The sequence below is a fragment of the Leifsonia shinshuensis genome, assembly GCF_013410375.1.
Lineage (GTDB): Bacteria > Actinomycetota > Actinomycetes > Actinomycetales > Microbacteriaceae > Leifsonia > Leifsonia shinshuensis.
In genome coordinates, this window is record NZ_JACCFL010000001.1 from 3,802,870 (window position 1) to 3,816,990 (window position 14,121).

The window sequence follows — 14,121 nt, forward strand, 5'->3', positions numbered from 1 at the left end:
CGTGGAGGCTGTTGAGATCGAAGCGGCGGCTCCGGCCGCATTCGATTGTAAGGTAAGCCTCCCCTTACAAAGAATCCTGCCTTACACAGAATCCGATGAGAGGAGTCGCAGGATCACTCCGTGCGCGGCACCACGACCATCGGCACGGGCAGCTCGCGCAGCATGGCGGCCGCGGTGGAGCCGAGGAACAGGCGGCTGGGCTGCGCGAGGCGGCTGGAGCCGACCACGACGATCTCACCGGGTTCCCAGTCGAGGCGCGCCACCGCGTGCTGGATGTTGTCGCCCTTGGCGACGACCGCCGTCGCGACGACACCGGTCGCCGCGCTAGCCTCCTCCAGCACCGCCGCCGCGTGGTGCTCGCCGACGCTCTGCTTGGGTGCTGCCGCGTCGCCCGGGAGGTCGAGCGCCAGCAGCGAGACCAGTCGGAGCGGTACGCCGGCCGCGGCCGAGAGCCGCTCACCGGTCGTCAGCACGTCCGCCGCACCCGCGCGGGTGCCGACCATGCTCGTGACGCGCGTGAGCTGCTGCGCGCGATCGCGCCAGCCCTCCGGCGCCAGCAGCACCGGGACCGGGGAGGCGTGCAGGAGCGCGCCCGCGACCGAGCCGACGGTGAAGCGGCCGAGCAGGCCGCCGCGCGCCGCGCCGACGACGATCACCGTCGCGCCCAGCTCCTCCGCGGTCGTGATCAGGCCCTCGGCGAGCGAGTCGCCGAAGACGACCCGCCCGCTGAAGGCGACCGACGACGGGACGCGGGTGCGCGCGTCTGCCAGCCAGCCCTCCGCGGTGTCGCGCAGGAGGGCGTCGTAGGCCGGGTCGTTCGGCACGTTGCCGCGCCGGGAGGTGTCCGGCATGACCAGGACCACATCGAGGTCCGCTCCGAAGGAGGCGGCCAGCGCGGCTCCGGCGGCGAGGGCGTCCTCTCCGGCCGGTGTCGCCTCATATCCGACGAGGATGCGCTGAGTGGTGGTCATGGTCTGCTTCTTCCGGCTCGGGTGGTTCGGAGGTTGGGGATGGTGCTGGGTGGGGGCGGCCCGCCGGGGTGGAACGGGCCGCCCGTGCCGCCGGGTCAGGCGGGGATGAGCGTGTACTTCGTGCTCAGGTACTCGTGGATGCCCTCGAGCCCGCCCTCACGGCCGAGGCCCGACTGCTTGACGCCGCCGAACGGCGCCGCGGCGTTGGAGACGAGCCCGGTGTTGAGGCCCATCATGCCGGTGTCCACGCGGTCGATCATGCGCTGGCCGCGCGCGAGGTCCTGGGTGAACACGTAGCCGACCAGACCGTACTCGGTCTCGTTCGCGCGCGCCACGGCCTCGTCCTCGGTGGAGAAGGTCGTGATCGCCAGCACAGGGCCGAAGATCTCCTCGCGGAGGATCTCGGAGCCGGGCTGGACGTCCACGATCACGGTCGGCTCGTAGAAGAAGCCGTCGCGCTCGGGCGCGGTTCCTCCGGTGAGGACGCGGGCGCCGCGCTCGACCGCGTCGCCGACCAGCGCCTGCATGGTGGCGACCGCACGGTCGTCGATCAGCGGGCCGATGGTGACGCCCTCCTCGGTTCCGGGACCGACGCGCAGCGCAGCGACCTTCGCCGCCACCCGCCGCGAGAACTCATCCGCGACCGACTCGTGCACGATGAACCGGTTGGCGGCGGTGCAGGCCTGGCCGATGTTGCGGTACTTCGCGAGCATCGCACCCTCGACCGCCTTATCCAGGTCGGCGTCCTCGAACACGATGAACGGCGCGTTGCCGCCGAGCTCCATGGAGGTGCGCAGCACGTTCTGAGCGGCCTGTGCGAGCAGGGCGCGACCGACCGGGGTGGAGCCGGTGAACGACAGCTTGCGGAGCCGCGGGTCGGCGATGATCGGTGCGGAGACGGCGCCGGAGGTGTTCGTCTGCACGACGTTCACCACACCGGCCGGCACGCCGGCGTCGGCGAGCAGCTGCGCGAAGAACAGCGTGGTCAGCGGGGTCAGCTCGGCCGGCTTGACGACGACCGTGCAGCCGGCGGCCAGGGCGGGCGCGATCTTGCGGGTCGCCATCGCCAGCGGGAAGTTCCACGGCGTGATGAAGAAGCACGGGCCCACCGGACGCTGCGAGACGACCATGGTCCCGGTGCCCTCCGGGTTCTGCCCGTAGCGGCCGGAGATGCGCACGGCCTCCTCGGAGAACCAGCGCAGGAACTCGCCGCCGTAGGTGACCTCGCCGTTGGCCTCGGCCAGCGGCTTGCCCATCTCCAGCGTCATCAGCAGCGCGAAGTCGTCGCGACGCTCCTGCAGCAGGTCGAACGCCTTGCGCAGGATCTCCGCGCGGGTGCGCGGCGGCGTCGCGGCCCAGGCCTCCTGCGCTGCGACGGCGGCGTCGAGGGCGCGGATGCCGTCCTCCGGGGTGGCGTTGGCGATGCGCTTGATGACGCGGCCGGTCGCCGGGTCCTGCACCTGGATCTGCTGGCGGGTGCCGGCCTCCCAGGCGCCGCCGATGAACAGGCCGTCGGGGACGCGCGAGAGGAGCTCGGCCTCGCGGGCGGTCAGCTCGGCGGTCGCGGTGGTGTCGACGGCGCTCATGCGTTGGCCACCGCCTCCGCGACGACGTCCAGCCCCTCGATGAGGAGGTGGTCCGGGATGCTCAGCGGCGGGAGGAAGCGGATCACGTTGCCGTAGGTGCCGCAGGTGAGCAGCACGACGCCGGCCGCGTGCGCGGCGGCGGCGACCTTGCCGGTCAGTGCGGCGTCCGGCTCGCCCGTCTCGGGGTCGACCAGCTCGATCGCGACCATGGCGCCGCGGCCGCGGACCTCGGCGACGCGCGGGTCGGCGTCGCGGAGGGCGCCGAGCTTCTCGAAGAGGATCTCGCCGATGGCGCGGGCGCGCGCGGCCAGGTCCTCCTGCTCGTAGGTCTCGATCGCGGCGAGCGCCGCGACGCAGGCGAGCGGGTTGCCGCCGTAGGTGCCGCCGAGGCCGCCGACCTGCGGCGCGTCCATGATCTCGGCGCGGCCGGTGACCGCCGACAGCGGGAGGCCGCCGGCGATGCCCTTGGCGGTGACGATCAGGTCGGGGACGATGCCGAACTGCTCGGAGGCGAACATGGTGCCGGTGCGGGCGAAGCCGGTCTGCACCTCGTCGGCGATGAAGACGACGCCGTTCTCGTTCGCCCAGGCCTGCAGCGCGGGGAGGAAGCCCTCGGCCGGGACGATGAAGCCGCCCTCGCCCTGGATGGGCTCGATGATGATCGCGGCCAGGTTGGACGCGCCGATCTGCTTCTCGATCAGGGTGATGGCGCGCTTGGCCGCCTCGGCGCCGGAGAGGCCGCCGTCGCGCAGCGGGTAGCTGAGCGGGGCGCGGTAGATCTCGGGCGCGAACGGGCCGAAGCCGTTCTTGTACGGCTGGTTCTTGGCGGTGAGGCCCATCGTGAGGTTGGTGCGGCCGTGGTAGGCGTGGTCGAAGGCGACGACGGCCTGCTTGCCCGTGTAGTGGCGGGCGATCTTGACCGCGTTCTCGACGGCCTCGGCACCCGAGTTGAACAGGGCGCTGCGCTTGACGTGGTCGCCGGGGGTGAGGCGGTTGAGGGCCTCCGCGACGTCCACGTAGGAGTCGTACGGCGCGACGGTGAAGCAGGTGTGGGTGAAGGCGGCGACCTGGGCGGTCACGGCCTCGACGATGCGCGGGGCGGCGTTGCCCACACCGGTGACGGCGATGCCGGAGCCGAAGTCGATGAGGGAGTTGCCGTCGACGTCGACGAGCACACCCCCGCCCGCTGCGACGGTGTAGACGGGGATGGTGGCGCCGACGCCGGCGGCGACGGCCTGCGCCTTGCGCTCGGCGCGCTTGCGCGACTCGGGGCCGGGGATGGGGGTGACGAGCCGGCGCTCCTGCGGGAGCGAGGGTCCGCCGACGAAGGTTGCGGAGGCGGGGGAAACGATGGTCATGGCGGCATCGTAGGGAGCCGGGCGTGACCTGCGCCTGGACGGGCCGTACAATTCCAGCGTCAGGAATCGACATCCTGGCAGATGGAGTGCTTCCGATGCCCGCGACCCTCGCCCAGCTGCTCGCCCGCCCCGAGCTCGGCCTCCGCCTGCTCACCGCGGGGGACGTCGGCGAGCTCGACACACCGCTGTCGTGGGCGCACAGCTCCGACCTCCCCGATCCGACTCCGTTCCTGTCGCCGGGCCAGGTGCTGCTCGTGACAGGGACACCGGAGGAGGTCGACCCGTACGTGTCCCGGCTGGTGGAGCACGGGATCGCCGGGCTCGGCTTCGGGACCGAGGTCGTGCGGGACACCCCGGAGCCGCTGGTCGAGGCGTGCGCGCGGCACGGCCTCCCGCTGTTCAAGGTGCCGTACCGAACGCCGTTCATCGCGGTCGCGCGGTTCGTCGCCGACCGGCTCGCCGCCGACGCCTACGCCAGGAACACCTGGGCGCTGCGGGCCTCCCGGGCGATCTCGCTCGCGGCGCTGCGGCCGGACGCGCTCGGCTCGGTGCTCGCCGAGCTGGCCCGCCAGATCGACCGGCCGGTCGCGCTGTTCGGGGCGGACGGGACGCTCGACAGGCTCGCCCCGTCCGGCTCGGTGGACGCCGCGGCGCGCGCGGTGCTGTCCGCGGCCGCCGAGCCCCTGCTGCGCAGCAGACGGCGGGCGGCCGGGACCGCGACGACCGCCGCCGGGCCGTTCTCGCTGCAGACCCTGGGCGCGGCCGGGAGACTGCGCGGCGTGCTCGCGATCGGCTCGGAGGGCCTCGACCAGGCGGCGCAGCAGGTGGTGACCGGCGTCGTCGCGCTCGCCGGGCTGGCGCTCGAGCAGAGCCGGGCGACCGACGCGGCGCGGGCGCGGCTCCGCACGGCGGTGTGGCGGGCGCTGCTGGCCGGCGACCTCCCGCTGGCGGAGGCGGTGGCCGAGCCGGTCCTCGGCGCGCTGCCCGAGCAGCCCGCGCGGGTGACGGTGCTGCACGGCGCCGCGGCGGCGGCCGCGGCGGACTGGCTGGAGGCCGGAGGCGACGGCTTCTTCGCGCGCGACGGACAGGACCTGATCGTGCTCGGGGCGGACCCGGAGACGGTCGCGGAGCTGGCCGAGCGGTTCGAGCTGCGCGGCGGCTCCTCCGCCCCCGTCGGCTACGCCGCGCTCGCGTCCGGCGTGACCCAGGCCGGGGTGGCGGCCCGCCGCTCCACCCGCGACGAGCCCGTGCCCTCCTTCGACGATGTGGCCGCCGCGGGCATGCTCGCCCTCCTGCAGACGCCGGACGCCCGCGCCGTCGCCGCCACCGCGCTCGCCCCGCTGGCGGAGGCCGACCCGGCGCTGCCCGGCATCCTGCGCACCTGGCTCGACGCGGACGGCGTGTACGACGTGGCCGCCCGGCGGCTCGGGATGCACCGGCACACGCTGCGGGCGCGCGTCGCCGACGCCGAGCGGCTGCTCGGCCGCGACCTCGGCGGCTTCGCCGCCCGCGCCGACCTCTACGCGGCGCTCCGCGCGGCGGAGTAGCCCGCGAACGACCGGACGGCCGCCCGAACCGGGGTCGCAACACGCCGCTAAACGGCGTGCGTAACGGCGTGTTGCGACCCCTGTGTGCACGGCGCTGGGCGCGGCGCTGAGCCGGTCAGCGGTCGGCGGGGACCAGCGCGTCGGGCGCGGGGGCCTCCGCGGGGCGGGAGGCCGCGCGCAGGCGGGTGATGACGAGGGTGCCCGCGGCGGCGGCGGCCGCGATGAAGAAGAGGGCGGCGATCGCGAGGTCCGCCCACTGCCGGCGGGTGAAGCCGTCGTGGTGGCCGACGGCGACCGTGGCCAGCCCGTGGTCGACGGCGGGGGTGGTCAGCGCGCCCAGTGCGACGGCCGCGACGACGAACGCGAACCCGAACAACGACCAGACCACACTGCGCATGACTCCATTGAAACCCTCGCGGTCCGCCGGGCAACCCCGGCAGGCCGATCGTTACCGGTCGTTCAGGTTCGCCGCGCCCGCGGATGGCCGCTCTGCCGCGTCGGCTCAGCGCAGCGCGAGCTCGCAGATCCGGCGGCAGAGCTCGGCGTAGCCGATCCCCACGGCCGCCGCGGACTGCGGGAGCAGGCTGGTCGCGGTGAGGCCCGGCAGCGAGTTGACCTCGATCGTCCAGAGCACGCCGTCGCGGTCCAGCCGGAAGTCGGTGCGGCTGTAGCCGGACAGCCGCAGCGCCCGGTGCGCCGTCAGCGCCGCCGCCCTGGCCTCCGCCGCGACCTCGGCGGGGACGTCGGCCGGGAAGGTCTCGGCCACCGCGCCGGGCTGGTACTTGTCGCCGTAGGTGAACGCCGCCTCGGGGTCGACCGCGATCTCCCCCACGGCGAGCGCCTCGTCGCCGAGCACGCCGACGGTCAGCTCGCGCCCCGGCACGAAGCGCTCCAACAGCACCGGGCCGAACACCCCCGCCTTCGCGACCGCGGCCTCCAGCTCGTCGGGGTCGCGCACGATGCTGAGCCCGACGGTGGAGCCCTGCGCGTTCGGCTTCACGACCACCGGCAGCCCGAGCTCCGCCGCCGCGGCCCCGGGCTCGAGCGGGTCGAGGAACCAGTCGGGGGTGCGCACCTCGGCCTGGAGGAGGACGCGCTTGGTGAGCTCCTTGTCCATCGCGAGCCCGCTCCCGAGCGGCCCGGACCCGGTGTACGGGACGCCGGCCAGCTGGAGCAGCGCCTGCAGCTCTCCGTTCTCGCCCGAGCCGCCGTGCAGCGCGAGGAACACCAGATCGACGCCGGCGACGTCCGCGGGCAGCCGCAGCGCGCTCCCGGCGCCGGCGAGCCGGGCCAGGGCGGTCGACTCGGGAGGCGCGACGCCGACGGCGCCGGTCAGCACCCGCTCCTCCGCGGCGGCGTCGAGCGCGCCGGAGGCGGTGTCCACCGCCAGGACCTCGTGGCCGAGCCCGCGCAGTGCGCGCACCACCGGCGCCGCACTGGCGATCGAGACATCGCGCTCCTCACTGGAGCCGCCGAACAGCACTGCGATCCGCATCCCGCCACGGTACCGACAACCCGCCGAGTACGCGAACAATCCGCGTACTCGAGCGTTTCGGCCTGATTATTCGCGTACTCGACGGTCTCGGGAGCGGGGGCGGGGGTCAGGCTTCGCGGGTGATGGAGACGGACACGAAGAGCTCCGACCCCGCCGCGCCGGAGTAGACGCCGCGGAGCGGGGCCACGTCGGCGTAGTCGCGGCCGTGGCCGACGCGGATGTGCCTGTCGCCGATCTCGATGCCGTTGGTCGGGTCGTAGCCGTGCCACCCGCCGCAGAACCACTCCACCCAGGCGTGCGACTCGCCGACCACCGTCTCGCCCACCGCCGCGTCCGCCTTCGGGTGCAGGTAGCCGGACACGTAGCGGGCCGGGATGCCGACCGAGCGGAGCGCGCCGATCGCGACGTGCGCGATGTCCTGGCAGACGCCGCCGCGCGCCTCCCACGCCTCGCCCGCCGTCGTGCGTACGCCGGTGACCCCGCTCTCGTAGGTCATCGCCTCGCCGACCGCGACCGCGATCGCGTGCGCCGTCGCACAGGGGTCGTCCTCCGCGGCGCCGGCCGACGCCGCGAAGGCGGCGAGCGACGCGGACGGCTCGGTCAGCGGGGTCTGCCGCAGCTGCTGCACGCACTCCCCGGAACGCGCCACGGCCGCCGCCAGCTCCTCCCACCCCAGAGGGTCCGGCGCGCGCGCCGCGTCCAGCACCTCCACCAGGCTGGTCGCCGTGATCGTCAGCTCGCGGTGCGGGTTCAGCACGTCGAAGGCCAGGACGCGCGTGCCCCAGTAGTCGGTGTACTGGTGGTGCGACGACACCGGCCGCACGTCCAGGGCGCTGTGCAGCACCAGCTGCCGTTCGCCGGAGGCCGGCAGCATCCGCGCCTCGTTGTAGGAGGCCGACACCTCCGCCCCGTACCGGTAACCGGTCGAGTGGGTCACCCGCAGCCGCTTCACACCCGCTCCCCCGTCCAGCTCGGCGCCGTGCTCTCCGGGAAGTAGCGGCGGGTGATCGCGGACGTCGCCGCGCTGGTCGCGTCCTGGATGGCGGACATGTGCGCGGGGAGGTCGTCCAGCACCTCCGCGACCGGCCGGAACTCCAGCTCGCTCTGCACCTGGCCGAGCAGCCGCACCGCCCGGTCGGACACCCCGGCGCGCTCGTGCCGCGGCTCGATGTCGCGCAGGCTCTCCACCGCGCGCGTGATCGCGTACAGGATCGACCGGGGGAACAGCCGGTCGTGCAGCAGGAACTCCGCCGCGTTCCGGGTGGAGGGCACGCCCCGGTAGGTCCGCAGGTACGCCTCGTAGGCGCCGCAGGAGCGCAGGATGGTCGTCCAGCTCGGGCCGCTCGCCTCCGTGAGCGAGCGGGTGGCGAGCAGCCGCGCGGTCATGTCGGCCCGCTCCAGGCTGCGGCCCAGCGTGAAGAAGTGCCAGGCCTCGTCCCGGCTGGCCCCGGAGTCCATGATCCCCACGGCGAGCGCGGTGCGGTCGCGCACCCAGGTGAAGAACTCGTGCACCTTGTCGCTGGTCACCCGCCGCGGCACCCCGGCGGCCGTGGTGTTGAGGCACTCCCACAGCTCGGTCGAGACGATCTCCCTGGCGCGGCGGGCGTTCTCCCGCGCCGCGCCGAGGGAGTAGGCGATGGAGGCCGGGGTGCCGCGGTCGACGGCGAGCAGGCGCAGGACGTCCTCCCGGGCGATCGGCCCGGGGACGGCGGCGGATCCCATCACCCCGAGCAGCGACCGGCAGGCGGTGTCCTCGTCGATCCACGGGTCCTCCAGCAGCAGCTGGAGGTGGACGTCGAGGATGCGCGCGGTGCCGTCGCTGCGCTCGACGTAGCGGCCGATCCAGAAGAGGGAGGAGGCGATCCGGCTGAGCATCAGGGCGCCTCCCGTCGCGGCGCCGCCGCGGTCCGCTGCTGCTGCTGTTGCTGCTGTTGCTGCTGCTGGTCGGTGCGCGGGGCGTCCTCCCGCGAGTGCTCCGGCGCGGGCAGCGGAGGCGCCGCGGCCTGGTCCGCGACGAGGCCGGGGAGGTTCCTGGGCTCCGGCCGGTCCTCCCGGGGCGCCGCCGGCCCGCCGGTGCCCTCTTCGCCCGCCGCGTGCGCTCCCTCCACCTGGGTCCCCGCCACCGGCGCGCCCACCACCCAGGTGTCCTTCGATCCGCCGCCCTGGCTGCTGTTCACCACGAGCTGCCCCTCCGCGAGCGCCACCCGGGTCAGGCCGCCGGGGAGCACCCAGATGTCCCGCCCGTCGTTCACCGCGAAGGGCCGCAGGTCGACGTGGCGCGGCCGCATGCCGTCGTCCACGAGCGTGGGGATGGTGGAGAGCTGCACGACCGGTTGCGCGATCCAGCCGCGCGGGTCGGCGACGAGCTGTGCGCGCAGCCGGGCCAGCTCCTTGCGGTCGGCGTCGGGGCCGATGACCAGTCCCTTGCCGCCGGAGCCGTCGACCGGCTTCACGACCAGCTCGTCCAGCCGGTCGAGCACCTCGGCGAGCGCGTCCGGCTCTTCCAGCCGCCAGGTGTCCACGTTGGGGAGGATCGGCTCCTCGGCCAGGTAGTAGCGGATCAGGTCGGGCAGGTAGGTGTAGACCAGCTTGTCGTCGGCGACGCCGTTGCCGACCGCGTTGGCGATGGTCACGGTGCCGAGCCGGGCGGCCAGCATGAGCCCGGGCGTCCCGAGAACCGAGTCGACGCGGAACTGCAGCGGGTCGATGAAGTCGTCGTCGATCCGGCGGTAGATCACGTCCACCCGCTGCGGGCCGGAGGTGGTGCGCATCCACACCGTCCCGCCGGAGCAGAACAGGTCGCGGCCCTCCACCAGCTCGACCCCCATCAGCCGGGCGAGGAGGGTGTGCTCGAAGTAGGCGGAGTTGTACACGCCGGGGGTGAGCACGACGACGTTCGGGTTCTCCATCCCGCCCGGTGCGCTCGCCTTGAGCGCCTGCAGCAGCCGGTAGGGATAGTCCCCGACCGGCCGGACGCGCATCGAGGTGAACAGCTCCGGCAGCGTCTGCGCCATCACCCGGCGGTTGGAGATCACGTACGAGACACCGCTCGGCACCCGGACGTTGTCCTCCAGCACCCGCCAGCCGCCCTGCTCGTCCCGGATCAGGTCGATCCCGGAGACGTGGATGCGCACCCCGTTGGCGCTCTCCACGCCCGCCGCTGCGCGGTGGAAGTGCGCGGACGAGGTGATCAGCCCGGCCGGGATGACACCGTCGCGGACCGCGTTCTGGCCGCCGTAGACGTCGCTGAGGAAGGCCTCCAGGGCGCGGACGCGCTGCTTCACGCCGCCCTCGATCCGCGCCCACTCGGACTGCTCGATCACGCGCGGCACGGCGTCGAGGGGGAACGGCCGCTCCTCCCCCGCGAAGTCGAAGGTGACGCCCTGGGCGAGGTAGGAGCTGGCGAGCGCGTCGGTGCGGCCGCGGAGCTCCTCCTGCGTCAGCGCGGCCAGCGCGGTGAACAGCTCGCGGTAGGGGGGCCGGGTGCGCTCGGCGGCGGCGCCGCGGGTGCCGGCGAACATCTCGTCGAACGGCGCCGTGCGGCCGCGGCGCCGCCGCGCGGCGTGCGTGCCGTACCCGCCGAACAGATCGCCCATGGCAGGACGCTACCGAGCGTCGGTTTCCCCCAGATTTCGCCAGGTTTCCGCCACGTCACAACCGGTTGAGTACGCGAATAGTCTGCGTACTTCGCGGTTTTCGCCTGAATTTCTGCGTACTCGGCTGTTGCCGACAGAATGGGCGGATGAGCATTCCGATTTCGGGCACGCACTTCGGGTTGACCGCCGGCGACTACCACGCGACCATCGCTTCGGTGGGCGCGTCGCTGCGGACCCTGGAGTTCGACGGCAGGCCCCTCGTGGTCCCGTTCGACGCCGACGAGGTGCGCCCGGCCTTCCGCGGCGCGACGCTCGCGCCGTGGCCGAACCGGGTGGTCGACGGCCGGTACACGTTCGGCGGTGTGGCGCAGCAGCTCCCGCTCACCGAGCCGGGCCGCGGCCACGCCCTGCACGGCCTCGCCACGTGGCTCGACTTCACCGCGATCGACCGCGCGGCGGACAGCGTGACCCTCGCGGCGACCATCGAGGCGCAGGACGGCTACCCGCACCGGGTGGAGGTCGCGGTCGCGTTCGTGCTGGACGACGACGGCCTGCACACCACCGTGACCGGCACCAACACCGGCTCGTCGCCGGCGCCGTGGGGCACCGGTCCGCACCCGTACCTGGTCGCGGGCGAGGGCCGCGTCGACGACTGGACGCTCGACCTCCCGGCCGACCGGGTGCTGACGGTGACCGAGGACCGGCTCATCCCGGTGGGTCTCGCCGACGTGATGGGAGGCCCCTTCGACTTCCGCGCTGCGCGACCGATCGGCGACACGTTCATCGACCACGCGTTCACCGGGCTGCGCCGCGACGCCGACGGCACGGCGACGGTCTCGCTGATCGCCCCGGAGGGCACCGGCGTGGCGATGACGTGGGACGCGGCGTGCCCGTGGGTGCAGGTGCACACGGCCGACCGCGACATCCCGGAGCTGAACCGCCTGGGCCTCGCGGTCGAGCCGATGACGTGCCCGCCGGACGCGTTCAACTCGGGCACCGACCTGATCGTGCTCGCACCGGGCGAGTCGGCCGCGGCGGGGTGGACGATCCGGGCGCTCTAGCCCGAGGGGGCGGCGGGCGCCTCGATCGTGCGCGGGGAGCGCAGTCCCTGAACGAGGAAGAGCACGCCGGTCAGCAGCAGCCCGGACGGGATCGCGACGAGCCCCCAGAGCCAGGCGTCGGTCGCAACCGGGAGGGGTATCCGGCCCAGCACATGCGTGGCCACCAGCAGCAGCGCGAGGGCCGGGAGCGCCCAGCGAGCCGGCCCGGTGAGCACTCCGGCCCGGAAGGCGGCCAGGGCAGCGACGATGAGGGCGACCACGCGGACGAGCGCAAGGGCCCAGAACAGGATGCTGACGACCGCCATCTGTCCCGGACTCACGGCGACTACGGTCAGGTTCATCGAGACGTATCCGGCCGACACAACGCTCGTCAGGGCGAACACCACGAGGGCGGTCCTTCCGACCCGAGACGCACCGGCGATGCCCCGCTCACCGCGGACACCGAACGCCAGCAGGACGAACGCGATGACCAGGACGGCGGCGGATGCCGTCCCGGCGAAGGGCGTGACCGCGAAGTACAGCCACGACGTGCCCGGTGGCGGGAAGATCCAGCCCACCTCCGCAACGATCGGCACCACCGTCGCGAGCACGAGGCCCGCCCCGCCCCATATCAGCGTGGCCCGCGACGCGCTCACCGGCTCATCCGTCACGTCCCACTCCCTCGTCGATCCGAGCCGCAGACAACGGCCCAGCGGACGCCCCACCCGCGGCACCCATCGAAGAGACTCTGCTGAAGCGCTCCCGAAACGTCAAGCACCATCACATCTTTCGACCTCAGCTGCGCGAGTTTCCCGGAAAACGGGCGATGCCCCCAGCGGAACCCGACCGGCTGGGGGCATCGAATGGCTGCACTAGGAGCAGCGTGGCATTGATGACGAAGGCGAGTACCCGTTCTCACCTGCCGTCTGCCACCGGGCCACCGGATGCTTCACGGTGCCCGTAGTCACACGATACATGCCCCATGTGAGATTTCGCAGGTTTCCGGGATGCTATGAAAGCATTTCCGGGCGTTCGTCACCGGCGGCCGGGACGCGCATCCCACGACGGTGCGCGTCCCGGCCGACCGGGAGTGGTGCGCGCGGCCATCCACGACTGGCCGCGCGCGGTCTGGGGAGGCTTAGCGCCCGGCCGGCTGGAGGGCCGCGACGATCGCCGCCGCGGTCTCGCGCCCGACGCGGATCGCGCCGTCCACGTGCTGGTAGCCCTTGCCCGCCATGTCGCTGCAGGAGAAGTGGATCGGGCCGACCGGCGTGCGCAGGTCCGCGCCGTAGCGCGCCAGGCCGCCCATGTCGAAGCTCGCGGCGTAGGCGCCGCGGGTCCACTCCTCGCTGCCCCAGTCGCTCTCGTAGTACACGACGGGGCTCAGCGCCTGGACGCCGTAGTAGTGCGACAGCGACTCGAGGATGCGCGCCTTGCGCTCCTCCGGGCTCAGCCGGAAGACGTCGTCCGCGGACTCGTCGGAGACGAAGCCGACCAGGGTGCCGCGGGGGTCGCCGTGGTAGCTGTTGTCGTACGCCTCGTGCACCAGCTCGTACGGGCTGAAGGCGGTGCCGCTGTAGCCGTGGTCGCGCCAGAACGGCGTCTCGTAGACGGCGTGCACCTTGATGACGAAGCCCATCGACAGATGCTGGTGCAGCTGCTGCTGGCGGCGCGGCAGCGGCGGCTCGTAGGAGATCCGGCTGATCAGCACCGGCGGCACGGCCAGGATCGCGAACCGGGCGTGCACCTGGAGGTCGTCGGTGATCGCGGTGACGCCGGAGCCGGTGCCCTCGGCGTCCCAGCGGAGCGTACGCACCGGGGAGTTCAGGTGGACGTCGTCGCCCAGCCGCTCGGCGAGCAGCAGCGGAACCTGCTGGAGGCCGCCCTTCACCCGCTTGTCGAGGATGAAGTCGGCGTCGACCAGGTTGCTGAAGCTGCCGGCGCTGGCGGCCATGAGCAGGGCCTGCAGCGCCGAGAACGCGTGCGCGGGCTTGGTGAGCATGGCGCCCGCGATGAACATGCCGATGTTGAGGCGGGCCTCCTCGTCGTCGGTCTGGGTCTCCAGCCAGCGGCGGAACGAGATCTCGTCCAGCTCCTTCGCCTGCGGGTGCTCCCACGGCCGGTCCGGGTCGATCTCGGCGACGAGCGCGTCGAGGCGCTCGATCAGGCCGACGATCTCCTGCTCGGTCGCCGGGGCGACGGGGAAGATCTCGCCCTCGAAGGTGCGGCGGGCGCCGTTCTCGCCGAGGTAGATGTTGATGCCCTCGCGGTAGCGCGAGTAGGTCTCCAGCCCGAGCTCTTCGAGGGTGCCGATCAGGGCGTCCTGGTCGGGCGAGACCCACTGGCCGCCGATCTCCAGGGTCGCGCCGTCGATGTCGTCCGTCCAGAGCCGGCCGCCCACGCGGTCGCGGGCCTCCAGCACGGCGACGCTCAGGCCGGCCTTCGTCAGTTCCGTCGCGGCCGTGAGGCCGGAGGCTCCAGCGCCGACGATGACGACGTCACGTTCGATGCTGTTCATGGCTATCACT

Annotated in this window: 11 protein-coding genes and 1 pseudogene; 2 read left to right on the plus strand and 10 right to left on the minus strand. The window is 73.3% G+C overall.

The window, feature by feature from the left end; genetic code table 11:
- Positions 1-113 precede the first annotated feature (113 nt).
- From HNR13_RS18315 to gabT, 3 genes are all read right to left on the minus strand, one after another.
- On the minus strand, positions 114-971 hold the full coding sequence (locus HNR13_RS18315; protein WP_179608066.1) for a universal stress protein: 858 nt from the start codon (positions 969-971) through the stop codon (positions 114-116).
- A gap of 95 nt (positions 972-1,066) precedes the next feature.
- Entirely contained in the window at positions 1,067-2,557 is a 1,491-nt protein-coding gene (locus tag HNR13_RS18320) for an NAD-dependent succinate-semialdehyde dehydrogenase (protein WP_179608067.1), read from the minus strand.
- Positions 2,554-3,915 (minus strand): 4-aminobutyrate--2-oxoglutarate transaminase, encoded by a 1,362-nt coding sequence (gene gabT, locus HNR13_RS18325; RefSeq protein ID WP_179608069.1) that lies wholly within the window; start codon positions 3,913-3,915, stop codon positions 2,554-2,556. Before gabT ends, HNR13_RS18320 begins: the two co-directional genes overlap by 4 nt.
- Before the next feature lie 95 nt (positions 3,916-4,010).
- Here gabT and HNR13_RS18330 point away from each other — a divergent pair, with 95 nt between their 5' ends.
- A complete protein-coding gene (locus HNR13_RS18330) occupies positions 4,011-5,462 on the plus strand; it encodes a PucR family transcriptional regulator (protein ID WP_179608070.1) in 1,452 nt (483 codons plus the stop codon).
- A gap of 115 nt (positions 5,463-5,577) precedes the next feature.
- Here the strand turns inward: HNR13_RS18330 and HNR13_RS18335 are convergent.
- From HNR13_RS18335 to HNR13_RS18355, 5 genes and pseudogenes are all read right to left on the minus strand, one after another.
- A pseudogene (locus HNR13_RS18335) lies at positions 5,578-5,880 on the minus strand (hypothetical protein); the annotation flags it as partial.
- 84 nt (positions 5,881-5,964) lie between these two features.
- Positions 5,965-6,957 (minus strand): D-alanine--D-alanine ligase family protein, encoded by a 993-nt coding sequence (locus HNR13_RS18340; protein ID WP_179608074.1) that lies wholly within the window; start codon positions 6,955-6,957, stop codon positions 5,965-5,967.
- A gap of 106 nt (positions 6,958-7,063) precedes the next feature.
- A complete protein-coding gene (locus HNR13_RS18345) occupies positions 7,064-7,909 on the minus strand; it encodes a transglutaminase N-terminal domain-containing protein (RefSeq protein WP_179608075.1) in 846 nt (281 codons plus the stop codon).
- Positions 7,906-8,832 (minus strand): alpha-E domain-containing protein, encoded by a 927-nt coding sequence (locus HNR13_RS18350; protein WP_179608077.1) that lies wholly within the window; start codon positions 8,830-8,832, stop codon positions 7,906-7,908. Before HNR13_RS18350 ends, HNR13_RS18345 begins: the two co-directional genes overlap by 4 nt.
- Positions 8,832-10,553, minus strand: coding sequence for a circularly permuted type 2 ATP-grasp protein (locus HNR13_RS18355; RefSeq protein ID WP_179608078.1), 1,722 nt, complete (start codon positions 10,551-10,553; stop codon positions 8,832-8,834). The genes HNR13_RS18350 and HNR13_RS18355 overlap by 1 nt, the downstream gene beginning before the upstream one ends.
- Before the next feature lie 146 nt (positions 10,554-10,699).
- Here HNR13_RS18355 and HNR13_RS18360 point away from each other — a divergent pair, with 146 nt between their 5' ends.
- Positions 10,700-11,614: an aldose 1-epimerase family protein gene (locus tag HNR13_RS18360; protein WP_179608080.1), complete on the plus strand. Its 915-nt coding sequence runs from the start codon at positions 10,700-10,702 to the stop codon at positions 11,612-11,614.
- Here the strand turns inward: HNR13_RS18360 and HNR13_RS18365 are convergent.
- On the minus strand, positions 11,611-12,264 hold the full coding sequence (locus HNR13_RS18365) for a hypothetical protein (protein ID WP_179608082.1): 654 nt from the start codon (positions 12,262-12,264) through the stop codon (positions 11,611-11,613). The genes HNR13_RS18360 and HNR13_RS18365 overlap by 4 nt on opposite strands.
- A 467-nt stretch (positions 12,265-12,731) precedes the next feature.
- Positions 12,732-14,111: a flavin monoamine oxidase family protein gene (locus HNR13_RS18370; protein ID WP_179608083.1), complete on the minus strand. Its 1,380-nt coding sequence runs from the start codon at positions 14,109-14,111 to the stop codon at positions 12,732-12,734.
- Positions 14,112-14,121: the final 10 nt, after the last annotated feature.

Excerpts from the sequence above, each read along its gene's own strand:
- HNR13_RS18315 (WP_179608066.1), bottom strand. The coding sequence starts at position 971 with ATGACCACCACTCAGCGCATCCTCGTCGGATATGAGGCGACACCGGCC.
- HNR13_RS18320 (WP_179608067.1), bottom strand. The coding sequence starts at position 2,557 with ATGAGCGCCGTCGACACCACCGCGACCGCCGAGCTGACCGCCCGCGAG.
- gabT (WP_179608069.1), bottom strand. The coding sequence starts at position 3,915 with ATGACCATCGTTTCCCCCGCCTCCGCAACCTTCGTCGGCGGACCCTCG.
- HNR13_RS18330 (WP_179608070.1), top strand. The coding sequence starts at position 4,011 with ATGCCCGCGACCCTCGCCCAGCTGCTCGCCCGCCCCGAGCTCGGCCTC.
- HNR13_RS18340 (WP_179608074.1), bottom strand. The coding sequence starts at position 6,957 with ATGCGGATCGCAGTGCTGTTCGGCGGCTCCAGTGAGGAGCGCGATGTC.
- HNR13_RS18350 (WP_179608077.1), bottom strand. The coding sequence starts at position 8,832 with ATGCTCAGCCGGATCGCCTCCTCCCTCTTCTGGATCGGCCGCTACGTC.
- HNR13_RS18355 (WP_179608078.1), bottom strand. The coding sequence starts at position 10,553 with ATGGGCGATCTGTTCGGCGGGTACGGCACGCACGCCGCGCGGCGGCGC.
- HNR13_RS18360 (WP_179608080.1), top strand. The coding sequence starts at position 10,700 with ATGAGCATTCCGATTTCGGGCACGCACTTCGGGTTGACCGCCGGCGAC.
- HNR13_RS18370 (WP_179608083.1), bottom strand. The coding sequence starts at position 14,111 with ATGAACAGCATCGAACGTGACGTCGTCATCGTCGGCGCTGGAGCCTCC.